This window comes from Cronobacter dublinensis subsp. dublinensis LMG 23823 (genome assembly GCF_001277235.1).
Classification (GTDB): domain Bacteria; phylum Pseudomonadota; class Gammaproteobacteria; order Enterobacterales; family Enterobacteriaceae; genus Cronobacter; species Cronobacter dublinensis.
The window spans coordinates 189,951-213,616 of sequence record NZ_CP012266.1 but is presented as its reverse complement, the minus strand read 5'-3'; the positions used below and the strand labels follow the sequence as shown (position 1 = coordinate 213,616).

At 59.1% G+C, this 23,666-nt stretch carries 24 protein-coding genes; 15 read left to right on the top strand and 9 right to left on the bottom strand.

Annotation, left to right across the window (positions count from 1 at the left end; translation table 11 throughout):
* Window positions 1-7 precede the first annotated feature (7 nt).
* On the bottom strand, window positions 8-1,162 hold the full coding sequence (metB, locus tag AFK67_RS01025) for a cystathionine gamma-synthase (protein ID WP_007729223.1): 1,155 nt from the start codon (window positions 1,160-1,162) through the stop codon (window positions 8-10).
* A gap of 280 nt (window positions 1,163-1,442) precedes the next feature.
* On the opposite strand from metB, the gene metJ reads away from it, so the two are divergent.
* Window positions 1,443-1,760, top strand: a complete 318-nt coding sequence (gene metJ, locus AFK67_RS01020; RefSeq protein WP_004385727.1) for a met regulon transcriptional regulator MetJ — start codon at window positions 1,443-1,445, stop codon at window positions 1,758-1,760.
* Between the two features lie 92 nt (window positions 1,761-1,852).
* Here the strand turns inward: metJ and rpmE are convergent, their stop codons facing one another.
* Window positions 1,853-2,065, bottom strand: a complete 213-nt coding sequence (gene rpmE / locus AFK67_RS01015; protein WP_004385728.1) for a 50S ribosomal protein L31 — start codon at window positions 2,063-2,065, stop codon at window positions 1,853-1,855.
* Between the two features lie 203 nt (window positions 2,066-2,268).
* Here rpmE and priA point away from each other — a divergent pair, with 203 nt between their 5' ends.
* The 7 genes from priA to rraA all read left to right on the top strand — a co-directional run bounded on the left by priA (window position 2,269) and on the right by rraA (window position 10,423).
* Window positions 2,269-4,464 carry a primosomal protein N' gene (gene priA, locus AFK67_RS01010; protein WP_007729222.1) on the top strand — a complete coding sequence of 732 codons (2,196 nt, stop codon included), beginning with the start codon at window positions 2,269-2,271 and terminating at the stop codon, window positions 4,462-4,464.
* Window positions 4,465-4,622: 158 nt separating this feature from the next.
* Complete coding sequence (gene cytR / locus AFK67_RS01005) at window positions 4,623-5,657, top strand: DNA-binding transcriptional regulator CytR (protein WP_007729220.1); 1,035 nt, start codon at window positions 4,623-4,625, stop codon at window positions 5,655-5,657.
* A gap of 86 nt (window positions 5,658-5,743) precedes the next feature.
* Window positions 5,744-6,769 carry a cell division protein FtsN gene (ftsN, locus tag AFK67_RS01000; protein ID WP_007729217.1) on the top strand — a complete coding sequence of 342 codons (1,026 nt, stop codon included), beginning with the start codon at window positions 5,744-5,746 and terminating at the stop codon, window positions 6,767-6,769.
* Between the two features lie 91 nt (window positions 6,770-6,860).
* Complete coding sequence (gene hslV / locus AFK67_RS00995) at window positions 6,861-7,391, top strand: ATP-dependent protease subunit HslV (RefSeq protein ID WP_032967548.1); 531 nt, start codon at window positions 6,861-6,863, stop codon at window positions 7,389-7,391.
* A 9-nt stretch (window positions 7,392-7,400) separates the two neighbouring features.
* Window positions 7,401-8,732 carry an ATP-dependent protease ATPase subunit HslU gene (gene hslU, locus AFK67_RS00990; RefSeq protein WP_007754556.1) on the top strand — a complete coding sequence of 444 codons (1,332 nt, stop codon included), beginning with the start codon at window positions 7,401-7,403 and terminating at the stop codon, window positions 8,730-8,732.
* A gap of 180 nt (window positions 8,733-8,912) precedes the next feature.
* Window positions 8,913-9,845, top strand: a complete 933-nt coding sequence (gene menA / locus AFK67_RS00985) for a 1,4-dihydroxy-2-naphthoate polyprenyltransferase (protein WP_007729212.1) — start codon at window positions 8,913-8,915, stop codon at window positions 9,843-9,845.
* Window positions 9,846-9,937: 92 nt separating this feature from the next.
* Window positions 9,938-10,423, top strand: coding sequence for a ribonuclease E activity regulator RraA (gene rraA / locus AFK67_RS00980; protein ID WP_007729210.1), 486 nt, complete (start codon window positions 9,938-9,940; stop codon window positions 10,421-10,423).
* A 50-nt stretch (window positions 10,424-10,473) separates the two neighbouring features.
* Here rraA and zapB read toward each other — a convergent pair whose 3' ends face one another.
* Window positions 10,474-10,713: a septal ring assembly protein ZapB gene (gene zapB, locus AFK67_RS00975; RefSeq protein ID WP_007667757.1), complete on the bottom strand. Its 240-nt coding sequence runs from the start codon at window positions 10,711-10,713 to the stop codon at window positions 10,474-10,476.
* Between the two features lie 434 nt (window positions 10,714-11,147).
* Here zapB and AFK67_RS00970 point away from each other — a divergent pair, with 434 nt between their 5' ends.
* The 3 genes from AFK67_RS00970 (at window position 11,148) to AFK67_RS00960 (ending at window position 14,025) form a co-directional block, all read left to right on the top strand.
* Window positions 11,148-11,996, top strand: a complete 849-nt coding sequence (locus tag AFK67_RS00970; RefSeq protein ID WP_007729203.1) for an MIP/aquaporin family protein — start codon at window positions 11,148-11,150, stop codon at window positions 11,994-11,996.
* A gap of 18 nt (window positions 11,997-12,014) precedes the next feature.
* The gene (gene glpK, locus AFK67_RS00965; protein WP_007729199.1) at window positions 12,015-13,532 is read left to right on the top strand and encodes a glycerol kinase GlpK; all 1,518 of its coding nucleotides are present in this window, start codon (window positions 12,015-12,017) and stop codon (window positions 13,530-13,532) included.
* Between the two features lie 130 nt (window positions 13,533-13,662).
* The gene (locus tag AFK67_RS00960; RefSeq protein WP_007729196.1) at window positions 13,663-14,025 is read left to right on the top strand and encodes a YibL family ribosome-associated protein; all 363 of its coding nucleotides are present in this window, start codon (window positions 13,663-13,665) and stop codon (window positions 14,023-14,025) included.
* 39 nt (window positions 14,026-14,064) lie between these two features.
* Here AFK67_RS00960 and AFK67_RS00955 read toward each other — a convergent pair whose 3' ends face one another.
* A complete protein-coding gene (locus AFK67_RS00955) occupies window positions 14,065-14,592 on the bottom strand; it encodes a GNAT family N-acetyltransferase (RefSeq protein ID WP_007729191.1) in 528 nt (175 codons plus the stop codon).
* Window positions 14,589-14,948: a type II toxin-antitoxin system TacA family antitoxin gene (locus tag AFK67_RS00950; protein WP_235047927.1), complete on the bottom strand. Its 360-nt coding sequence runs from the start codon at window positions 14,946-14,948 to the stop codon at window positions 14,589-14,591. The genes AFK67_RS00955 and AFK67_RS00950 overlap by 4 nt, the downstream gene beginning before the upstream one ends.
* 349 nt (window positions 14,949-15,297) lie before the next feature.
* Between AFK67_RS00950 and lldP the strand changes: the two genes are divergently transcribed.
* Genes lldP through lldD form a run of 3 tightly spaced genes read left to right on the top strand, consistent with a single transcriptional unit; the run spans window position 15,298 to window position 18,940 of the window.
* Window positions 15,298-16,953 (top strand): L-lactate permease, encoded by a 1,656-nt coding sequence (lldP, locus tag AFK67_RS00945; RefSeq protein ID WP_007729175.1) that lies wholly within the window; start codon window positions 15,298-15,300, stop codon window positions 16,951-16,953.
* Window positions 16,950-17,735 carry a transcriptional regulator LldR gene (lldR, locus tag AFK67_RS00940; RefSeq protein ID WP_007729172.1) on the top strand — a complete coding sequence of 262 codons (786 nt, stop codon included), beginning with the start codon at window positions 16,950-16,952 and terminating at the stop codon, window positions 17,733-17,735. Before lldP ends, lldR begins: the two co-directional genes overlap by 4 nt.
* Entirely contained in the window at window positions 17,735-18,940 is a 1,206-nt protein-coding gene (lldD, locus tag AFK67_RS00935; protein WP_007729169.1) for an FMN-dependent L-lactate dehydrogenase LldD, read from the top strand. The genes lldR and lldD overlap by 1 nt, the downstream gene beginning before the upstream one ends.
* Before the next feature lie 103 nt (window positions 18,941-19,043).
* Here lldD and yiiM read toward each other — a convergent pair whose 3' ends face one another.
* Both yiiM and sodA read right to left on the bottom strand, forming a co-directional pair.
* Entirely contained in the window at window positions 19,044-19,721 is a 678-nt protein-coding gene (gene yiiM / locus AFK67_RS00930) for a 6-hydroxyaminopurine reductase (RefSeq protein WP_007729166.1), read from the bottom strand.
* Between the two features lie 70 nt (window positions 19,722-19,791).
* Complete coding sequence (gene sodA, locus AFK67_RS00925) at window positions 19,792-20,412, bottom strand: superoxide dismutase [Mn] (protein WP_032967551.1); 621 nt, start codon at window positions 20,410-20,412, stop codon at window positions 19,792-19,794.
* 373 nt (window positions 20,413-20,785) lie between these two features.
* On the opposite strand from sodA, the gene rhaT reads away from it, so the two are divergent.
* Window positions 20,786-21,823 (top strand): L-rhamnose/proton symporter RhaT, encoded by a 1,038-nt coding sequence (gene rhaT, locus AFK67_RS00920; protein WP_007729162.1) that lies wholly within the window; start codon window positions 20,786-20,788, stop codon window positions 21,821-21,823.
* Here rhaT and rhaR read toward each other — a convergent pair.
* Complete coding sequence (rhaR, locus tag AFK67_RS00915) at window positions 21,820-22,662, bottom strand: HTH-type transcriptional activator RhaR (RefSeq protein ID WP_007729161.1); 843 nt, start codon at window positions 22,660-22,662, stop codon at window positions 21,820-21,822. The two genes, rhaT and rhaR, sit on opposite strands and share 4 nt — an antisense overlap.
* Window positions 22,663-22,733: 71 nt before the next feature.
* A complete protein-coding gene (rhaS, locus tag AFK67_RS00910; RefSeq protein ID WP_032967550.1) occupies window positions 22,734-23,570 on the bottom strand; it encodes an HTH-type transcriptional activator RhaS in 837 nt (278 codons plus the stop codon).
* Window positions 23,571-23,666: the final 96 nt, after the last annotated feature.

Here is a 23,666-nt window from a genome sequence, read left to right as displayed (position 1 = left end):
TTACCCCTTAGCTCGCCGCCTGGAACGCTTTTTCCAGGTCGGCAATTAAATCTTCGCTATCTTCAATACCCGTCGAGATGCGTAACAGCGTTTCGGAAATGCCCGCCGCGGCGCGCGCTTCCGGCGCCATGCCCGCGTGGGTCATCGTCGCGGCGTGGGAGATAAGGCTCTCCACCCCGCCCAGAGATTCCGCCAGCGTGAACAGCTCCAGCGCGCCGAGGAAACGGCGCAGCGTCTGTTCATCGCCATCCAGTTCGAAACTCAGCATCGCGCCAAACCCTTTCTGCTGGCGCGCAGCTATCTCATGGCCCGCGTTGTCCGGCAGCGACGGATGATACAACGTTTTCACCAGCGGCTGTTGTTTGAGGAAATCCACAATCGCGCTGGCGTTGCGTTGCGCCACTTCCATACGCGGACTGAGCGTGCGCAGGCCGCGCAGCAGCAGGTAGCTGTCGAACGCGCCGCCGGTCACGCCGATGTTATTCGCCCACCAGGCAAGCTCCGTCACGATCTCCGGGTCTTTCGCAATCACCACGCCCGCCACCACATCGGAGTGCCCGTTGAGGTACTTGGTGCAGGAGTGCAGGACCAAATCGGCCCCCAGCGCCAGCGGGTTCTGCAACGCCGGGCTCAGGAACGTATTATCCACCACACTTATGGCTCCGGCCGCACGCGAAAGTTCGCAAATTTTCGCAATATCCACCACGCGCAACAAGGGATTACTCGGGCTTTCCACCAGCACCAGTTTGGGTTTCTCGGCAAGCGCCGCTTTCAGCGCCGCCTCATCGCCCTGATCGACGAATTTCACGCGATAGCAGCCGCGCTTCGCAAGGCTGTCAAACAGGCGATAGCTGCCGCCGTAGCAGTCGTGCGGCGCGACCAGCAGATCGCCGGGTTTCAGGAAGACGGTCGTCACCAGATGAATCGCGGACATGCCGGTGTTGGTCAGCACGGCGCCCGCGCCCCCTTCCAGCTCCGCCAGCGCGCGCTGGACGACATCGCGGGTCGGGTTGCCGCGGCGCGAATAATCGTGGGCGCGCGGTTCGTTAAAGCCGGTGAAGTTATAGGTGCTGGAAAGGTGGATCGGCGGGACGACGCAGCCGTACTGCTCGTCGTCGTTGAGCCCGCTGCGAACTGCGATGGTGGCCTGTTTACGCGTCATGAGAGTCGTTTCCTGGCGTTATCGGAGAAAGGTCAGGTGACAGAGTAAACATTGCCATTATGGACGTCAATACATCTGGACATCTAAACTTCTTTGCGTATAGATTGAGCAAAACAGGATTAGCCGTTAAAATTAGGCGTTTTATAGGGTCGTGATGCAGCATCGGTGTCGAAGTCACGGTATTATTCCGCGCTGCTGAACAACAGACTATCGGGTTAAGACCGTGAGACCTATCCGGTTTTAATCTTTTTCTAATGACTGAGAGGATTAAAGGTATCTCATGGCTGAATGGAACGGCGAATATATCAGCCCCTACGCTGAGCACGGCAAGAAGAGTGAACAGGTCAAAAAAATTACGGTTTCCATTCCTCTGAAGGTGTTAAAAATCCTCACCGATGAACGCACCCGTCGTCAGGTGAACAACCTGCGCCATGCCACCAACAGCGAGCTGCTGTGCGAGGCTTTCCTTCACGCCTTTACCGGCCAGCCCTTGCCGGACGACGATGACCTGCGCAAAGAGCGCAGCGACGAGATCCCGGAAGAGGCGAAGGTAATCATGCGTGAAATGGGTATCGACCCGGATACCTGGGAATACTGATTCGCATCAATGACAAAGGCGCCCATCGGCGCCTTTGTTTTATGCTCTGAAGCAACAAAAAAGGCGCCGTTGGGCGCCTTTTTTCGGGAAACTTATTTGCTGCCCGGGATGCTGAAGCGTTTGTTGAAACGCTCAACACGACCACCGGTATCAACAACACGCTGTTTACCAGTGAAGAACGGGTGGCAGTTGCCGCACACGTCCAGGTTCAGGTCGTGGCCAACGGTGGAGCGAGTTTTGATCACGTTACCGCAAGAGCAGGTAGCGGTGATTTCAACATATTTCGGGTGAATATCTTTTTTCATGGGAAACCTCAGTTAAGGCCGCGTCGCTCTTCCAGCCCTTACGCCAGACACCACGCGATGTTGATAAAGTCGGTTTGATACTTTTAAAGGGCATCAAAGGCGGCGAATCATACAGAAAATAACCGCCCCATGCAAACTGATCCGCAAATTTATGAACACACAGTGTACACTATGACGCTTCTTTTCTCAGCCCGGATACCTTCATGCCTGTAGCCCGCGTTGCTCTGCCCGTTCCGCTTGCCCGCACTTTTGACTATCTGCTGCCTGACGCCATGACGGCCGCGGCGGGTTGTCGCGTGCGCGTGCCGTTCGGCCGCCAGCAACTCGTCGGCGTCGTGGTGGCGGTGGGCGAAGAGAGCGACCTGCCGCGCAGCGAGCTGAAAAGCGTGGTGGAGGTACTGGATGGCGCGTCGCTCTACCCGCCGACGCTCTGGCGGATGCTGCTGTGGGCGGCGGACTATTACCATCATCCGCTCGGCGAAGTGCTGCTCCACGCGCTGCCGGTGCTGCTGCGCCAGGGCAAACCGGCAAGCCCGGCGCCGCTCTGGTACTGGTTCGCCACCGAAGAAGGCCGGGCGGTCGATCTCAACAGCCTCAAACGTTCGCCAAAACAGCAACAGGCGCTGGCGGCGCTGCGCCAGGGCCGCTTATGGCGGCATGAGGTTGCACAGATGGCGTTCAACGACGCCGCGCTGCAGGCGCTACGCACGAAAGGCCTGTGCGAGCTTGGCAGCGAACTGCCGCCCGTCGCCGACTGGCGCGGCCAGTTTTCGGTCGCGGGCGACCGTCTGCGGCTCAACACCGAACAGGCCACCGCCGTAGGCGCTATTCGCGGCGAAGCCGACAACTTCTGCGCCTGGCTGCTGGCGGGCGTGACCGGTTCCGGTAAGACCGAAGTCTATTTAAGCGTGCTCGAAAATACGCTGGCGCAGGGCAAACAGGCGCTGGTGCTGGTGCCGGAAATCGGCCTGACGCCCCAGACCATCGCCCGCTTTCGCGAGCGCTTCAACGCGCCGGTGGAAGTGCTGCACTCGGCACTCAACGACAGCGAGCGGCTGGCGGCCTGGCTGAAAGCCAAAAGCGGCGAGGCGGCCATCGTCATCGGCACACGCTCGGCGCTCTTTACGCCGTTTAAAAATCTCGGCGTGATAGTCATCGATGAGGAGCATGACAGCTCGTATAAACAGCAAGAAGGCTGGCGCTACCATGCGCGCGATCTGGCGGTCTACCGGGCGCACAGCGAGCAGATCCCGATTATTTTAGGCTCCGCCACGCCTGCGCTGGAGACGCTGCACAATGTGCGCCAGCGTAAATACCGCGTGCTGAAGCTAACCCATCGCGCGGGTAACGCGCGCCCGGCGCAGCAGCACGTGCTGGATCTCAAAGGCCAGGCGTTACAGGCGGGTCTCGCGCCCGCGCTGGTGGCCCGCATGCGCCAGCATTTGCAGGCCGATAACCAGGTCATTCTGTTTCTTAACCGCCGCGGCTTCGCGCCTGCGCTGCTGTGCCACGACTGCGGCTGGATAGCCGAATGCCCGCGCTGCGATCACTACTACACGCTGCACCAGGCGCAGCATCAGTTGCGCTGCCACCATTGCGACAGCCAGCGTCCGGTGCCGCGCCAGTGTCCGGGGTGCGGCTCCACGCATCTGGTGCCGGTAGGGCTTGGCACCGAACAACTCGAACAGAGCCTGGCGCCGCTCTTTCCCGGCGTGCCGCTGTCGCGCATCGACCGTGACACCACCAGCCGCAAGGGCGCGCTGGAACAGCAGCTCGCCGAAGTGCATCGCGGCGGCGCGCGTATCCTGATTGGCACCCAGATGCTGGCCAAAGGACACCACTTTCCTGACGTCACGCTGGTGGCGCTGCTGGATGTCGACGGCGCGCTGTTCTGCGCCGATTTCCGCTCGGCGGAACGTTTCGCCCAACTCTATACCCAGGTGGCGGGCCGCGCTGGACGCGCGGGCAAACAGGGTGAAGTGGTGCTCCAGACGCATCATCCGGAGCATCCGCTGCTCCAGACGCTGCTCCATCAGGGCTATGACGCCTTCGCCGACCAGGCGCTGGCGGAACGCAGCAGCGTCTGGCTACCGCCCTACAGCAGCCATATTTTGATTCGCGCGGAAGATCACCATAACCAGGACGCGCCCGCGTTTCTCCAGCAGTTGCGCAATCTGCTCCAGGCAAGCCCGCTGGCGGATGACAAACTCTGGCTACTCGGCCCGGTGCCGGCGTTGCAACCCAAACGCGGTGGCCGCTACCGCTGGCAGCTGCTATTGCAACATCCTGCGCGTTTACAGCTGCAGCGTATCGTCGCCAGTAGCCTGCCGCTGGTGGGAACGCTGCCTGCTGCGCGCAAGGTGAAGTGGACGCTCGATGTCGACCCGACCGAAGGCTGACCGCCTCGCCCGCTTCTGCGAAACGGATCGTAAAATTCAATATCCGTCACATCTTCGATGTAATTTTTGTAACCGCCGCGCTCAAGATCTGTTAAGAATGTGAGGCGTGTCAGATTACAGGACGAGTCTGCGCCTGCGGACCGCTACGAGGAGATGAAGTGAAGTCCAAAAAGCAGGTTGCCGCCGCAACCATGAAAGATGTCGCCGTTCGCGCCAGGGTGTCTACCGCGACGGTATCCCGTGCTTTAATGAACCCGGAAAAAGTCTCGCAGGCCACCCGCAACCGTGTGGAGCAGGCCGCCATCGACGTGGGTTATCTGCCCGGATCGCTTAACCGCAACCTGAAGCGCAACGAATCGCGCACTATCCTGGTGATTGTCCCGGACATCTGCGACCCATTTTTCAGCGAAATCATTCGCGGCATTGAAGTCACGGCGGCGGAACAGGGCTATCTGGTGCTGATTGGCGACTGCGCGCATCAGAACCAGCAGGAAAAAACCTTCATCGACCTCATCATCACCAAACAGATAGACGGCATGCTGCTGCTGGGCTCGCGCCTGCCGTTTGACGCCAGCAAAGAGGAGCAGCGCAACCTGCCGCCGATGGTGATGGCGAACGAATTCGCGCCGGAGCTGGAGCTGCCGACGGTGCATATCGACAACCTTACCGCCGCGTTTAACGCCGTGAACTACCTGCATGAGCTGGGCCATCAGCGCATCGCCTGCATCGCGGGCCCGGAAGAGATGCCGCTGTGCCATTATCGGTTGCAGGGCTACGTCCAGGCGCTGCGCCGCAGCGGCATGACGGTGGACCCGCACTATATCGCTCGCGGCGATTTTACCTTTGAAGCGGGCGCCAGCGCGCTCGAACAGCTGCTGAGCCTGCCGCAGCCGCCGACGGCGATTTTCTGCCACAGCGACGTGATGGCGCTCGGCGCGATGTCGATGGCGAAGCGTCGCGGCTACCGCATACCGGACGACATCTCCATTATCGGCTTTGATAACATCGCGTTAGCCGAGTTCTGCGATCCGCCGCTGACCACCGTCGCGCAGCCGCGTTTTGATATCGGCCGCGAAGCCATGCTGCTGCTGCTCAGCCAGCTTAACGGACACACCGTCAGCAGCGGTTCGCGTCTGCTGGATTGCGAACTGGTGCTGCGCGGCACCACCCGCGCCCCGAAGCCGCGAAATTAACCGCCTTTAGGACTCCTTATCTGGTCAAAGGCCCGTCCCTTAAGTAACATGGCGGGCTGTTAACGAATGGATACAGCGAAACGATAGTGGCACAACGAGATTATGTACGCCGCGGACAGCCGACGCCCGCGCGGCGCAAGAAAACCAACACCCGCAAAAAGCAACGTAACCTGCCTGCTGTTTCACCGGCGATGGTCGCTATCGCAGCGGCGGCGCTGGTCGCCTTTATTGGTGGTCTGTACTTTATTACGCATCATAAGAAAGAAGAGTCGGAAACCCTGCCGGGCCATAAAGTCGCGGGCAACGGCCTGCCGCCCAAGCCGGAAGAGCGCTGGCGGTATATTAAAGAGCTGGAAAGCCGCCAGCCAGGCGTGCTGAAACCCACCGAGCCTTCCGCCGGCGGCGAAATCATGAATCCGGATCAGCTGACCAACGAACAGCGCCAGTTGCTCGATCAGATGCAGGCCGATATGCGCCAGCAGCCGACGCAGCTTAGCGAAGTGCCGTGGAACGAACAGACCCCGGCGCAGCGCCAGCAGACGCTGCAACGCCAGAGACAGCTTCAGCAGCAACAGCAGATGCAGCAGTGGAACAACACCGCGCAGCAGCCGACCCGTACCGCGCCGCGCACGGAAACGCCGCGCGTTGAAACCCGTCAGGCACCGGCTTACCAACAGCCGCAAACCCGCACGGTGCAGACGCAGCAGCCTGCGCGCTCCACGCAGACCCAGACGCGTCAGCCGCAGACGAGCAACGCGCCGTATCAGGATCTGCTGCAGACGCCGCCGCATACCACGCAGCGTGAAACCGCGCAGAGCAAGCCTGCGCAAACCGCGCCGGTCACGCGTGAGACCGAAGCCGCGAAGCCTGCCGAGAAGAAAGACGAGCGCCGCTGGATGGTGCAGTGCGGTTCGTTCAAAGGCACCGAGCAGGCCGAAACTGTTCGCGCCCAGCTGGCGTTTGAAGGTTTTGACTCGCGCATTACGTCCAACAACGGCTGGAACCGCGTCGTGATCGGCCCGATTAAAGGCAAAGATAGCGCCGACGGCACCCTCAACCGCCTGAAGATGGCGGGCCATTCAAACTGCATTCGTCTCGCCTCCGGGGGTTGAAACCCCCGAAACGCCCCCCATCTATAATTGCATTCTGCCCCGCATCACTCGCGGGGCGCTGTCTTCAGCTTATGCAATAAGGGGTTTGCTCGTGACAACAATAGTAAGTGTGCGCCGCAACGGCCAGGTAGTGATCGGTGGCGACGGCCAGGCCACCCTGGGCAACACCGTAATGAAAGGCAACGTGAAAAAAGTTCGCCGTCTGTATAACGACAAAGTTATCGCGGGCTTCGCGGGCGGTACCGCTGACGCCTTCACCCTGTTTGAACTCTTTGAACGCAAACTGGAAATGCACCAGGGCCACCTGGTGAAAGCCGCCGTTGAACTGGCGAAAGACTGGCGTACCGACCGTATGCTGCGCCGTCTTGAAGCGCTGCTGGCGGTGGCGGATGAAAACGCCTCGCTGATTATCACCGGTAACGGCGATGTCGTGCAGCCGGAAAACGATCTGATCGCCATTGGTTCCGGCGGCCCTTACGCGCAGGCTGCGGCACGCGCGCTGCTGGAAAACACCGAGCTTGGCGCTCGTGACATCGTGGAGAAGTCGCTGGGGATCGCGGGTGATATCTGCATCTACACCAACCACTTCCTCACCATCGAAGAACTCTCCTCTAAAGCGTAAGGATCTCCCATGTCTGAAATGACTCCACGCGAAATTGTCAGCGAACTCAATAAACACATTATCGGCCAGGACGCGGCGAAGCGTTCTGTCGCCATCGCGCTGCGTAACCGCTGGCGCCGTATGCAGTTGAATGAAGAGCTGCGCCATGAAGTCACGCCGAAAAACATTCTGATGATTGGCCCGACCGGCGTCGGTAAAACCGAAATCGCCCGTCGTCTGGCGAAGCTCGCCAATGCGCCGTTTATTAAAGTCGAAGCGACCAAATTCACCGAAGTGGGCTATGTCGGTAAAGAAGTGGACTCCATCATCCGCGATCTGACCGACTCCGCGATTAAAATGGTGCGCATGCAGTCGATTGAGAAAAACCGCTACCGCGCCGAAGAGATGGCCGAAGAGCGCATTCTCGACGTGCTGATCCCGCCGGCGAAAAACAACTGGGGCCAGCCGGAACAGCAGCAGGAGCCGTCCGCCGCGCGTCAGGCGTTTCGCAAAAAGCTGCGCGAAGGCGAGCTCGACGATAAAGAGATTGAAATCAACCTGGCCGCCGCGCCGATGGGCGTAGAAATTATGGCGCCTCCGGGTATGGAAGAGATGACCAGCCAGCTGCAGTCAATGTTCCAGAACCTGGGCGGCCAGAAACAGAAACCGCGCAAGCTCAAAATCAAAGACGCGATGAAACTGCTGGTGGAAGAAGAAGCCGCCAAGCTGGTCAACCCGGAAGAGCTGAAAGAGCAGGCTATCGAAGCCGTTGAGCAGCACGGCATCGTGTTTATCGATGAGATCGATAAAATCTGTAAGCGCGGCAACGTCTCCGGCCCGGATGTCTCGCGTGAAGGCGTACAGCGCGACCTGCTGCCGCTGGTGGAAGGCTGCACCGTTTCGACGAAACACGGCATGGTAAAAACCGACCATATCCTGTTTATCGCCTCCGGCGCATTCCAGGTAGCGAGCCCGTCCGATCTCATCCCGGAACTGCAGGGCCGTCTGCCTATCCGCGTTGAATTACAGGCGCTGACCGCTGAAGATTTCGAGCGCATCCTGACCGAACCGAACGCCTCGGTAACGGTGCAGTACAAAGCGCTAATGGAAACCGAAGGCGTGCATATCGAATTTACCGACGATGGCATCAAGCGTATCGCCCAGGCGGCGTGGCAGGTGAACGAGACCACCGAAAACATCGGCGCGCGTCGTCTGCATACCGTGCTGGAGCGTCTGATGGAAGATATCTCCTATGACGCCAGCGATCTGGGCGGCCAGACTATCACTATTGACGCCGATTATGTGAGCAAACACCTGGATGCGCTGGTGGCAGATGAAGATCTGAGCCGTTTTATCTTATAATCGCGCTCAACGCATTTTCATCACTTTTGGTGAGGGCTTTTGCCCCGCCCGATGTGAGGTGCGGTAAGGCGGTCAGCCTGTTCCCGGCGGCGTTAACACGCCGGGATATACAGGCCGCGCCGACAACCCGCAGCTTCATCAGGCAGGCAAGCCCTCATTTTTATTGGCTCAGATTCGTCTATGAATACACACTCGCATTCGGTAAACCGTACTCAGGCCTGGCTTGAAAGCCTGCGCCCGCGCACGCTGCCGCTGGCTTTTTCCGCCATTATGGTGGGCAGCGCGCTCGCCTGGTGGCAGGGCTATTTCGATCCTGTCATTACGCTGCTGGCGCTGCTGACCGCCGGGCTGCTGCAAATCCTCTCCAATCTTGCCAACGACTATGGCGACGCCGTGAAAGGCAGCGACAAGCCGGACCGCATCGGCCCGCTGCGAGGGATGCAGAAAGGCGCTATCACCGCGCCGCAGATGAAGCGCGCTATCCTGCTGACCGTGGCGCTGATTTGTCTCTCCGGGCTGGCGCTGGTCTATGTAGCCTGTCGCAGCATGGCTGACGTGCTCGGGTTTCTCGCGCTCGGCGCGCTCTCGATTCTCGCGGCGATCACCTACACCATCGGCACGCGCCCTTACGGCTACATGGGGCTTGGCGATATCTCAGTGCTGGTGTTCTTCGGCTGGCTGAGCGTGCTTGGCAGCTGGTATTTACAGGCCCACACGCTTATCTCCCCGCTCTGGCTACCGGCGACCGCCTGCGGCTTGCTGGCGGCGGCGGTGCTGAATATCAATAACCTGCGGGATATCGACAGCGACCGGCGCAACGGTAAGAACACGCTGGCGGTGCGTCTCGGCCCGCTGGCGGCGCGTCGTTATCACGCGGCCCTGCTGGCGGGCGCGCCGGGCTGTCTCGCCGCGTTTAATCTGCTCTGGCTGCAAAGCCCGTGGGGATGGCTGTTTCTGCTGGCGACGCCGCTGCTGGTGCGTCAGGCGCGCTTCGTACTGCGTGAAACCGAGCCCGCCGCCATGCGCCCGATGCTTGAACGCACCGTGAAAGCGGCCCTGCTGGTGAACCTGCTGTTTATCGTCGGGCTCGTCCTCAGCCAGCGGCTGGGTTAACTGACCCGCATCAATTAACAATTGATGATTTTGCCAACAGCGCGCGTTAAGCGATATACTGACAGCTCTTGCAGCAACTGAACGTTAAACCTATGAAATACGATACTTCTGAGCTTTGTGACATCTACCAGGAAGAGGTCAACGTTGTGGAGCCTCTGTTCTCCAACTTCGGCGGTCGCTCTTCTTTTGGCGGGCAAATCATCACGGTGAAATGTTTCGAGGACAACGGGTTGCTGTATGAGCTGCTCGAAGAAAATGGCCGCGGACGCGTTTTACTGGTTGATGGCGGCGGTTCGGTACGCCGCGCCCTGATTGATGCGGAACTGGCGCGCCTTGCGGTGCAGAACGAATGGGAAGGAATTGTGGTCTACGGTGCCGTGCGTCAGGTAGACGACCTCGCGGAACTGGATGTCGGCATCCAGGCGCTGGCGGCGATCCCGGTGGGAGCGGCAGGCGAAGGCATCGGCGAGAGCGACGTGCGCGTGAATTTCGGCGGCGTCACCTTCTTCTCCGGTGACCATCTCTACGCGGACAACACCGGCATTATCCTTTCCGAAGATCCGCTGGATATCGAGTAATAAAAACGGGCGCCCTGAGCGCCCGTTCTTTTTGGATCAAAGTGCGTTAATCACACTTCTTCCATTTTACCCAGCAGCGCCTGAAGGCGTTCCTGCCAGACATGCTGCTGTTCACGCAGCTGATGGTTTTCCTGCTCCAGCGCTTCGCGGCTGCCCTGGGCGTTCTGCACTTCCTGAGCAAGATGATTGTTCTTGTCTTTCAGCTCTTCGATTTCCATCTGCAGCAGGGTGATGGTATCAACAGCCTGCTGTACTTTCGCTTCCAGTTTCTCAAACACTTCAAATGACATCGTACTACCTCTCCTGAATTGCAAGGCGTTGATGGATGACTATCCTCGTCCCGGTGCCCGGCGACGCCTTAGGTAACCTGTGCGCACAACACTAGTCCCGATTGTATGAAGCCCTTGTGCCCCTGTCCAGCGACAACCCGCACGGATTGCGGTTTGCGCGCTTTTTCAGTCTAAACCGAGTGTATTCGCTTCACGAAGCGGTAAATTGTTAACATGTTAGTTAATGAAATGATTCAGCTCTCACTTTCCACTGCCCGAAAAACGCGCTGCCGAGCGCGAAAACGCTCATTTTCTTGACGTAACACACACATTTCAATTTCGATATTTCTCGTTTTTGTTCGTTAACGATAAGTTAACACCATGTCTACAAGACATCATGGTCGTCTTCGACGCCATGCATACAATAATCATCAATTAGCCTTCAGGACCCGATTATGAGTCAAACATCAACCTTAAAAGGCCAGTGCATCGCCGAATTCCTCGGTACCGGGTTGTTGATTTTCTTCGGTGTGGGCTGCGTGGCGGCGCTGAAAGTGGCAGGAGCCAGTTTCGGACAGTGGGAAATCAGCATCATCTGGGGTCTGGGCGTGGCGATGGCCATCTACCTGACTGCAGGCGTTTCCGGCGCGCATCTCAACCCGGCGGTAACCATCGCGTTGTGGCTGTTTGCCTGTTTCGACGGGCGCAAAGTTGTTCCTTTTATCTTTTCTCAATTTGCCGGCGCCTTTTGCGCAGCGGCGTTAGTTTACGGGCTTTACTACAATCTTTTTCTCGATTACGAACAGACTCACCACATGGTTCGCGGCAGCGTCGAAAGTCTCGATCTGGCCGGTATTTTCTCCACCTATCCCAACCCGCATATCAACCTGATGCAGGCGTTTGCGGTTGAAATGGTCATTACCGCTATTCTGATGGGCGTCATTATGGCGCTGGGTGATGATGGCAACGGTATTCCGCGTGGCCCGCTGGCGCCGCTGCTGATTGGCCTGCTGATTGCGGTTATCGGTGCCTCGATGGGCCCGCTGACCGGCTTCGCCATGAACCCGGCGCGCGATTTAGGACCGAAGGCGTTCGCCTGGCTCGCGGGCTGGGGCAATGTCGCCTTCACCGGCGGTCGCGACATTCCTTACTTCCTGGTGCCGGCGCTCGGTCCTGTGGTGGGCGCAGCCCTTGGCGCGTTCGGCTACCGCAAACTGATTGGCCGCCATTTACCGTGCGACATACGCGAGGAAGAAGCGGATAAAGCTTCTGCCGCCAGCGCACAACAGAAAGCTTCGCTGTAACCGATTTACGGGATAAAAATGATGACTCCAGAAAAAAAATATATCGTTGCGCTCGACCAGGGCACGACCAGCTCCCGCGCCGTGGTGATGGATCATGATGCGAACATCGTGAGCGTCTCCCAGCGTGAATTCGAACAAATCTATCCGCGTCCAGGCTGGGTAGAACACGACCCGATGGAGATCTGGGCATCCCAGAGCTCCACACTTGTGGAAGCGCTCGCGAAGGCGGACATCAGCTCCGATCAAATCGCCGCTATCGGCATCACCAACCAGCGCGAAACCGCGATCGTATGGGAGCGTGAAACCGGCAAGCCAATCCACAATGCCATCGTCTGGCAGTGTCGCCGCACCTCGGAAATTTGCGAGAAGCTCAAGCGCGACGGCATGGAAGATTACGTGCGCCAGACGACCGGCCTTGTGATCGACCCGTACTTCTCCGGCACCAAAGTTAAATGGATCCTGGACCACGTCGAAGGCTCTCGCGAGCGCGCCAAACGCGGCGAGCTGCTGTTCGGCACCGTCGATACCTGGCTTATCTGGAAAATGACCCAGGGGCGCGTGCATGTCACCGACTACACCAACGCCTCGCGCACCATGCTGTTCAACATCCACGAGCTCGACTGGGATGACAAAATGCTGGACGCGCTGGATATCCCGCGCGCGATGCTGCCGCAGGTGCGTAAGTCGTCCGAAGTTTATGGCCAGACTAACATCGGCGGTAAAGGCGGCACCCGTATTCCTATCGCCGGTATCGCGGGCGACCAGCAGGCGGCGCTGTTCGGTCAGCTCTGCGTGAAGGAAGGGATGGCGAAAAACACCTATGGCACCGGCTGCTTTATGCTGATGAACACCGGCGAAAAAGCGGTGGCGTCCACCCACGGTCTGCTGACCACTATCGCCTGCGGCCCGAAAGGCGAAGTGAACTACGCGCTTGAAGGCGCGGTGTTTATGGCAGGCGCGTCCATTCAGTGGCTGCGCGACGAGATGAAGCTTATCAGCGACGCGTTTGACTCCGAATATTTCGCGACCAAAGTGAAAGACACCAACGGCGTGTATGTCGTCCCGGCGTTTACCGGTCTCGGCGCGCCGTACTGGGATCCGTATGCCCGCGGCGCGATTTTCGGCCTGACCCGCGGCGTAAACTCGAACCACATTATCCGCGCGACCCTGGAATCTATCGCCTACCAGACCCGCGACGTGCTGGAAGCGATGCAGGCGGACTCCGGCATTCGTCTGCACGCCCTGCGCGTGGACGGCGGCGCGGTGGCCAACAACTTCCTGATGCAGTTCCAGTCTGACATTCTCGGCACCCGCGTGGAGCGCCCGGAAGTGCGTGAAGTCACGGCGCTGGGCGCCGCCTATCTGGCAGGTCTGGCAGTCGGCTACTGGCAGAACCTGGACGAGCTGCAGGAAAAAGCGGTGATTGAGCGTGAGTTCCGTCCGGGTATCGAAACCACCGAGCGTAACTACCGCTACGAAGGCTGGCGCAAAGCGGTGAAACGCGCGATGGCCTGGGAAGAGCACGACAAAGAGTAAGCGTTAACCTCATTGGTCTCCCCCTTTTCTCCCGCCTCCGGGCGGGAGACTTTTCCCCGTTTTTCCATTCGCCCCGCGCAATAGTGTATCCTTTGCAGCAATCTCCCCCTTTTTTAATGGTCCGTTGTAAATGAAAGAAATCGAAAAAGCTGAAATCAAACGCCTGAGCGACCGCCTGGACGCGTTACGTCACCAGCAGGCCGCCGTTTCCCTGACCGAAGCCGCCGACAAATACGCCGAGCTTGAGCAGGAGATAACCACGCTTGAAGCGGAAATCGCACGCCTGAAAGAGGTGCGCACCGATAAGCTCAGCAAAGAAGCTCAGAAGCTGATGGCGATGCCGTTTAAACGCCCTATTACTAAAAAAGAACAGGCCGACATGGGCAAGCTGAAGAAAAGCGTGCGCGGGCTGGTGGTCGTGCATCCGATGACCGAACTGGGCCGTGAAATGGGCCTGAAAGAAATGACCGGTTTTGCGAAAAGCGCGTTTTAAGGATTCATCACGGGCTGGTATACCAGCCCGTCGCGTTGCTTATGATGTTGTAGTGAATAACGCGTCGAGTGCTCTGATCGGAAAAAACAGGCACTGTCGCCCGTCGGTACTTTCTGCTTGCAGGAATCCGAGCTGCTGATAAAACTGTGCGGCGTACGCATCTTTCGCTTCCACAAACATCGCATAGACGCCTACCGCACGAGCGACGTCATAAACGCGTCTCGCGGCATCCGCCACCAGCATCGACCCGATGGCCTTTCCCGCATGTGTTTTGTCTACCGCCAGCCTGCCCAGTAACACGCATGGCGCCCTATCGTAAGGGATCTGCCGCTTCCGATCGCCAAACAGCGACCTCTCGAAAGAGGTGCCCGACAGCGTGTAGTAGCCAGCGACCGCAGGCTCCGGCTCGTTGGTTAACACGACATACGCACGCAGAACATTGCGCTGTTGCTGCACTGCAAGGCGCTGGCGAAGAAAACCATTCAGTGTGTCACAGCCGCAGTCGAACGACGCCGTCTTCCAGCCGTGCTCCGGTGTGTAAGGAAAAACGCCTCGCTTCAGCGTCATTCCCAGAATTCACCGTTATCCAGGCTTTCAAACGCACGCTTGAGTTTCTCGTTTGACGCGGGTGGGTTATCCAGCGCCGCCATAACGGCATGCCAGCCCTGCTCCGTTAACCGAATACGGTGATGTTCTTCAAGCAAGACTCGGGCGCGAGCGCGAGCGGCATCGACAATAAATTGCGAGACGCTGGTGTTTGAGAGGCTGGCAGCCGCTTCAATAGCAGCTTTGTCCTCCGTGGAGAGACGACACTCCAGACGGTCTTTTTTCGACGGCTCAGGCATAACCGAGTCCCCTGACAAAAAGCGGTTTTGTTGTACGGTAAATAACCGTACATGCAGGGTAGGCGTCGAAGGTTCCATTTTCAATTCTCTCCTTGTGATTATCGGCGCTGAATACAATAACGCAGCGCAAGCATAACGCGGTGCCAGTCATAAAAACCCAGACACTTTGCCGCTTTGCGAGACGCCTTCCACGAAATTTATCGTTCTCTGAAAGTTGCATATTGGCCCTACCAATTTCCTCACAAACTGGCCGTCCTCTCACAAAACCCCAAAAAACCGCAACCAGCCTGTTGCTCGACACTAACAAATGGTTAACCTTTTGTTGTCATTCACCCTACAACAACACATTGGTTGGGCCACTTTTACAAATCCGCGCCACAGGAAGCACAGACTTCCGGCACGCTTTGCGGCCCGCAGGAGACTCGCTATGCAGCTCTGGCAGCAGAATTACGATCCCGCAGGGAATATCTGGCTCTCAAGCCTGATAGCCGCTTTGCCGATCCTGTTTTTCTTTTTCGCGCTCATTAAGCTCAAGCTGAAAGGCTACATGGCGGCGACAATCACCGTCGTCATCGCGCTGCTGGTGGCGCTCTTTTTCTATAAGATGCCGGTGGAACGCGCGTTCGCGTCCGTCATCTACGGCTTCTTCTACGGCCTGTGGCCGATTGCCTGGATTATTATCGCCGCGGTCTTTGTCTATAAAATCTCGGTGAAAACCGGGCAGTTCGACATTATCCGCTCGTCAATCCTTTCCATCACGCCTGACCAGCGCCTGCAAATGCTCATCGTCGGCTTCTCATTCGGCGCATTTCTCGAAGGGGCAGCAGGTTTCGGCGCGCCGGTAGCGATCACCGCCGCGCTGCTGGTGGGGCTCGGCTTTAACCCGCTCTACGCCGCGGGCCTGTGCCTGATTGTGAATACCGCGCCGGTGGCGTTTGGCGCGATGGGCATTCCGATTCTGGTGGCAGGCCAGGTGACCGGTCTCGACAGCTTCGCGATTGGACAGATGGTGGGCCGTCAGTTGCCGTTCCTGACCATTATCGTGCTGTTCTGGATCATGGCGATTATGGACGGCTGGCGCGGCATTAAAGAGACCTGGCCTGCGGTGCTGGTGGCGGGCGGCTCGTTCGCCATCGCCCAGTATTTAAGCTCGAACTTTATCGGCCCCGAGCTGCCGGACATTATTTCGTCGCTGGTGTCGCTGGTCTGTCTGACGCTGTTTCTCAAACGCTGGAAGCCGGTGCGCATTTTCCGCTTCGGCGATATGGGCGCCTCGGTGGTGGATCAGACGCTGGCGCGCAAAAATTACACGCCAGGCCAGGTGGTGCGCGCCTGGTCGCCGTTCCTGTTCCTGACCGCCACGGTTACGCTCTGGAGCATCCCGCCGTTTAAAGCGCTGTTCGCTAAAGGCGGCCCGCTCGCAGACCTGGTGTTTAACGTCCAGGTGCCCTACCTGGATGGCCTGGTGGCGCGTATGCCGCCGGTGGTGGCGAAGGCCACCTCTTATGCCGCCGTGTATAAATTCGACTGGCTCTCCGCCACCGGAACCGCGATTTTCGTGGCGGCCATCATCTCGATTATCTGGCTGCGCATGAAGCCGAAAGCCGCTGTAGAAACCTTCGGCCAGACGATGAAAGAGCTGGCGCTGCCGATTTACTCCATCGGCATGGTACTGGCCTTCGCGTTTATTTCTAACTACTCCGGCCTGTCGTCAACGCTGGCGCTGGCGCTCGCCCACACCGGCAGCGCGTTTCCGTTCTTCTCGCCGTTCCTCGGCTGGCTCGGCGTGTTCCTGACTGGCTCGGATACCTCGTCAAACGCGCTCTTCGCGGCGCTTCAGGCGACGGCCGCGCAGCAGACCGGCGTCTCGGATATTTTAATGGTGGCGGCGAACACCACCGGCGGCGTAACCGGCAAGATGATCTCGCCGCAGTCTATCGCTATCGCCTGCGCAGCGGTGGGGCTGGTCGGTAAAGAGTCCGATCTGTTCCGCTTCACCGTGAAGCACAGCCTGGCGTTTACCTGCATGGTGGGGCTGATTACGCTGCTGCAGGCTTACTACTTTACCTGGATGATCCCATGACATTAATGACCCGACGGCTGGCCGACCATCTGGTGGAGCGCATTCGCGCGCTTATCACCGAGCGCGGCCTGGAAGCGGGAATGCGCCTGCCTGCGGAGCGGCAGCTGGCGCAGGAGCTTGGCGTCTCGCGCAACTCGCTGCGCGAGGCGTTGCAAATACTTATCCGCGACGGGCTGCTGATAAGCCGTCGCGGCGGCGGCACCTTTGTGCGCTATCAGCTGGAGCCGTGGTCGGAACAGCGCATCGTTCAGCCCATCCGCAACCTGATGGCCGACGATCCGGGTTATCGCTACGACATTTTAGAAGCGCGGCACGCCATCGAGGCCAGCACCGCCTGGTACGCGGCGCTACGCGCCACCGCCCAGGACAAAGAAAAGCTGCGCTACTGCTTTGACGCGATGCTGCAATTTACCGAGCGCGACGACCCGGATCTCGCCTCGCAGGCCGACGTGCGCTTTCATCTGGCCATTGCCGAAGCCTCGCATAACGTCGTGCTGCTGCAGACCATGCGCGGCTTTTTCGATCTGTTGCAGTCGTCGGTGATGGAAAGCCGCCAGCGCATGTATCAGCAGCAACCCATTTTCGCCCAGCTCACCGGCCAGCACCGCGAGATGCTGGAGGCCATCGAGGCGGGCGATGCCGAGCGCGCCCGCAAAGCAGCGCTGCGCCACCTCGGCTTTGTCCACGCCACCATTAAACAACTTGACGAAGATGTCGCCCGCCAGGCGCGCGTCACCCGCCTGCCCGACGATGTAATGAAACCTTCCAGGGAGAATGATTGATGATTATTTCCGCAGCCAGCGACTACCGCGCGGCGGCCCAGCGTATCCTGCCGCCGTTTCTGTTCCACTATATCGACGGCGGCGCTTACGCTGAATACACCCTCAGGCGCAACGTGGACGATCTCTCGCAGGTCGCGCTGCGCCAGCGCGTGCTGAAAAACATGGCGGATTTAAGCCTTGAGACAACGCTCTTTAACGAGACGCTCTCGATGCCGGTGGCGCTCGGGCCGGTCGGACTGTGCGGTATGTACGCGCGGCGCGGTGAAGTGCAGGCCGCGCGGGCGGCGGCGGCGAAGGGCATTCCGTTTACGCTCTCTACGGTGTCGGTCTGCCCGATAGAAGAAGTCGCCCCCGCCATCAACCGCCCGATGTGGTTTCAGCTCTACGTGCTGCGCGACCGCGGCTTTATGCGCAACGCGCTGGAGCGCGCCAAAGCGGCGGGCTGTTCAACGCTGGTGTTTACCGTGGATATGCCGACGCCCGGGGCGCGTTACCGCGACGCCCACTCCGGCATGAGCGGCGCCAATGCCGCCATGCGCCGCTACTGGCAGGCCGTCACCCACCCGCAGTGGGCCTGGGATGTCGGGCTGAATGGCCGTCCGCACGATCTCGGCAATATTTCGGCCTACCTTGGCAAACCGACCGGTCTTGAAGATTACATCGGCTGGCTCGCGAACAATTTCGACCCGTCTATTTCATGGGAAGACCTGGAGTGGATCCGCGAATTCTGGGATGGCCCGATGGTGATTAAAGGCATCCTCGACCCGGAAGACGCGCGCGACGCGGTGCGCTTTGGCGCTGACGGCATTGTGGTGTCGAACCACGGTGGTCGTCAGTTGGACGGCGTGCTCTCCTCGGCCCGCGCCCTCCCCGCCATCGCCGACGCGGTGAAAGGCGATATTACGATCCTCGCCGACAGCGGTATCCGCAACGGCCTTGACGTGGTGCGCATGATTGCGCTCGGCGCCGACAGCGTTTTGCTGGGCCGCGCCTATCTGTACGCGCTTGCGACCCACGGCGAGAAAGGCGTGGCGAATCTGTTGAATTTAATTGAAAAAGAGATGCGGGTGGCGATGACCCTGACCGGCGCGAAATCGATTAAAGAGATAACCCGCGAATCGCTGGTGCCGTCACCGGAATTCACGTCCGTGTTAGCGGATCTGCCCGCCGCCAGCGCGAAAACCAAACAGGACGATGCGGCGTAAACGGTGGGTTAATAATGGTTGATGGCGGGTGCGCGTCCCCACCACGTCAACGTCGTCATAGTGCTTTTGTAGGGTGGGTAAGCGCAGCGCACCCACCACGTTACTACCCTCGCCCCCACAACCTGCGGGAAAAGCTCTCGATCTTCCCGTTTAAACGGCGGTTTTGCAGGGTTTTCGCCCAGCTGGCGGAAAGCCCGGCGGCGCTTAACAGCCGGTGATACTGCTCGTCATCGAACGGCGTATGCCAGGCGATAGCGGCAGCCTCGCGCACCGAAACTGCGCTGACGCGCGATACCAGCTCCAGCGGCGCGTCGGTAAAGACCTTGCCTTCGCCAATCACCCGATACAGCCATCCGCAGCGCGCGGTATCCTGCATCCGCCCGGAAAGCTCGCTGATACCTGCGTGAAAATTTACCTTAAAACAGGGCGAGCGTGGCTGGGTAATCTGGATAAGCGCTTCGCCCCAGCGGAAGATATCGCCAATAAACGCGTTTTCTTCCGTCAGCCCCAGCGTCGAGAGATTCTCGCCGAACGCCGGCGGCGCAAACCACGCCCCCTGTTCCGGGTATTCCCGCGCCCAGACGGCGTAATGCTCGCGCGGATAGTGGCAGAGCGCGCGATCCGGCCCGCCGTGAATTTTCTTCTCCGCCTGCTGATCGCCGACCAGCCCGCGGCTGGTGAGCGACAGTTCCCCTTCCACCTGCACTTTGCCGATGGCGCTGGGCCGGCTGCCTTCGTAATCGCGGATTTTGCCAAGATAAACCTGAACCGGAAAAAGCATGCGCGCCTCCTTTTGCGGATATAAAAAAAGCGAGCCGTCAGGCTCGCTTTTTACAGGTCAGGTTGCAACCTTATTTCTGGGAAGCGAAACGCGCTGCGGCTTCGTCCCAGTTAACCACGTTCCAGAACTCTTTGATGTAGTCCGGGCGGCGGTTCTGGAATTTCAGGTAGTACGCGTGCTCCCACACGTCCAGGCCCAGGATCGGGTAGCCGGAAGCGCCAGCGACAGCCTCGCCCATCAGCGGGGAATCCTGGTTAGCGGTGGAAACGACAGCCAGTTTGTCGCCTTTCAGCACCAGCCACGCCCAGCCGGAGCCGAAACGGGTCGCAGCAGCTTTCTCGAACTCTTCTTTGAATTTCTCAACGGAGCCGAAATCGCGCTCGATAGCAGCTTTCAGGTCGCCCTGCAGGGTAGTGCCTTTTTTCAGGCCTTTCCAGAACAGGCTGTGGTTCGCGTGGCCACCTGCGTTGTTGCGCAGAACGGTTTTCTTGTCAGCCGGAACCTGATCCAGTTTGGTGATCAGCTCTTCAACCGGCAGGTTCGCCAGTTCAGGCAGGCTTTCCAGCGCCGCGTTGGCGTTGTTGACGTAAGTCTGGTGATGTTTGGTGTGATGGATTTCCATCGTCTGCTTGTCGAAATGCGGTTCCAGGGCGTCGTAAGCGTACGGCAGGGATGGCAGTGTATAGCTCATGTTCATCATCTCCATTATTGTCGGGCGGCAGAGGTGTTAACGCCGCGTAAGCAGTGGGTTCATTATAGTTAATTAAATGATATTGAAAATGTTTATCAATGCCGCAGTTTTTATATGGTTATAACTTAACGCAATAATGGCTAAAAAAGGACGCCTCACGGCGATTTTCGCACACTTTTCCGAACCTTAAGCATCGTCCGAATTCGCCGCAAAGTGTGATCCTCGTTCGGCTCACCCGCTGTTTTTTGCCACCCGCCTGCGCTTCACGGCAGCGCCCCGAAGGTGAAAAAGTATACATCTCAATAGACTCGTTTCGGTTAGGGGGCGGCTTTCGCTCCCGCCTGGCCATCCGATGGAAACGAGGACGATAAGCATGAGTAACGCGATAACCATGGGAATACTGTGGCACCTGATTGGCGCAGCGAGCGCCGCCTGCTTTTACGCGCCGTTTAAGAAGGTACGGCACTGGTCATGGGAGACGATGTGGTCGGTGGGCGGCATTGTCTCGTGGCTGCTGTTGCCCTGGGCGGTGAGCGCCCTCCTGCTACCCAATTTCTGGGCCTATTACGCTTCTTTTAGCGCCTCGACGTTGCTGCCGGTATTTCTGTTCGGCGCGATGTGGGGCATCGGCAACATCAACTATGGCCTGACCATGCGCTATCTCGGCATGTCGATGGGCATCGGCATCGCTATCGGCATTACGCTGATTGTCGGCACGCTGATGACGCCGCTGCTGAACGGCAAATTTGGGCTGCTCATCGGCACGCCAGGCGGGCGGATGACGCTGCTTGGCGTCTTCGTGGCGCTGATTGGGGTGGGCATCGTGACCCGCGCCGGTCAGCTCAAAGAGCGCCAGATGGGCATCAAGGCCGAAGACTTTAACCTGAAAAAAGGGCTGCTGCTGGCGGTGATGTGCGGCGTGTTCTCGGCGGGCATGTCGTTTGCGATGGACGCCGCAAAGCCGATGCATGAGGCCGCCGCCGCGCTCGGCGTCGACCCGCTTTACGTCGCCCTGCCGAGCTACGTCGTCATCATGGGCGGCGGCGCGCTGGTTAATCTCGGCTTCTGCTTTATCCGCCTCGCGAAAGTGCCAACGCTGTCATTGAAAGCCGACTTCTCGCTCGCGAAACCGCTGCTCATCACCAACGTCCTGCTCTCCGCGCTGGGCGGGCTGATGTGGTATTTGCAGTTTTTCTTCTACGCCTGGGGCCACGCGCGCATTCCGGCGCAGTATGACTACATCAGCTGGATGCTGCACATGAGCTTCTACGTGCTGTGCGGCGGGCTGGTCGGGCTGGTGCTGCGCGAATGGAAAGCGGCGGGCCGCCGGCCGGTGAGCGTGCTGAGCCTGGGCTGCGTGGTGATTATCGTGGCGGCGAATATCGTCGGGCTGGGGATGGCGAGCAACTAACCGGTCATCACGCCGCACTGCTGACGCCACACCCGTGGCGTCACGCCCGTTTCGCGGGTAAACACGACCGAGAAATAGTTGCTGTCTTCAAAGCCGCAGCGCGCGGCGATCTCGCTAATCAACAGATCGGAGTGGCGCAGCAGATACTGCGCCTGGCAGAGCCGCAGCTGGCGCAGATACTGGCTGATGGTCATGCCGGTCTGCTGGCGAAAGAGCTGGCGCAGCGGGCGTTCGGCAATCTGGTAGTGGCTGCAAAAATGCTGCAAATCGAACGGTACATCAAGGCTGTTGCCGAGCGCCGCCATCAGCAGATCGAGCTTTTCCCCCTCGCCCGGCCCGGCGCCGTTCGCGGCCTGGTAGCGGTGACGGCGCAGCGTAATCGCCAGCTGTAAAAACAGACTTTCGGCCAGACAGTGCGACAGCGCGTCATGCTTTGGGCTCTCATGCTCCAGCTGGTCGATAATCTGTCGCGCCTGCACCATGCCCTGGCTGCTGAGCCGCCAGCGCGGATCGCCGCGCGGGCTCTCCAGCAGCTCGCGCCAGTTCACGTTCAGTTTCAGCCTTTCCGGGCAATAAATAATGTTATGGAGCACCAGATCGTTGACCGACTCGTAACTGTGGCGGTCTTCGGCGCGAATATAAAAGAGATCGCCGCAGGTAATGCGGTAAGGCCGGTCATTCAGCACATGCAGCCCGTTACCGCGCCACACCAGCACCAGTTCGCAGAACTCGTGGGTATGCTCGGCAAAGACATTCTGCGGGTAGCGATCCGCCACCACCACCGGCTGGGTGGACGTGGCGAAGAAGTCCGCTTTCCTGAGTACTACCTGAGGGGCCACTGGGCGTCTCCGGGGGAAATGGCTGCAAAGTATGCCATTTTTCGCCGCAGAAAACGGTGATTTTGTTCGCGTTACGGCCTTTGTCCGTCGCGCCCGAGACGAATATCGCGCGGCGACCAGGAAAACTCGCGCCGGAACAGCGTGGAGAAATGATTGCTGTCGCCAAAGCCGCACTGGTAGGCGATATCCGTCACGCTCTCTTCGCTGTGGCGCAGCAGATGGCGCGCTTTCATTAAGCGTAAGCGGTTGAGATAGCGCTGCGGCGTCAGGCCGGTGCGCTGCTTCAGCTGGCGATGCAGCGTGCGCAGCGAGAGCCGGTGCCGGTCGGCGAGCGCTTCCCAACAAACATCTTCCGCATAGTGCTCTTCAAGCCAGGCAATCAGTTGATTCAGCCGTTCATCGGCGTGGCCACCGTCCTGTACCTGGCTTGCACGACGCAGCAAAATCAGCAGCTGCATAAACAGGATTTCCATACTGGCGATGGCGTGGACGTCGCTGCTTTCGCGCAGCGCCTCCAGTTGATCAACGAGCGGACGGGCCTGATGCAGCGTCTGTTGGCTGACGCGCCAGTGCGAGGGGTAGTGACCGTCCTGCTCCTGCGGCAGGAGCTTTTCCAGCCCTGACAGGAAACTGAACGCCTGCGGAGAACGGTACAGCACGTTGGTCAGGCAGAGGTTTTCAGTGTGTTCATACAGATGCCGATCGTGGTCGCGCACAAAGCAGATGGAGCCGCCGCTTAAGGTATACGGCTGGCCGTTGAAGACATGCGTGCCCGTGCCGTGCTCGACGATGACAATTTCATAGAAATCATGATGATGCTCAGGAAAAGCCGCCTGCGGCAGACGCGGCTCAATGGTCACCGACGCCGCACCGGTTGGGAAAAAATCAACGCACTGTAGTACCGTCATCATCGCCCCCGCGTTCAGTCAAACCTGCCTGATAGTAGATAACGGTTCTCACTTACACCTTAAATTTTCGACGCCAAAACGCGCAAAGCCCGTCGG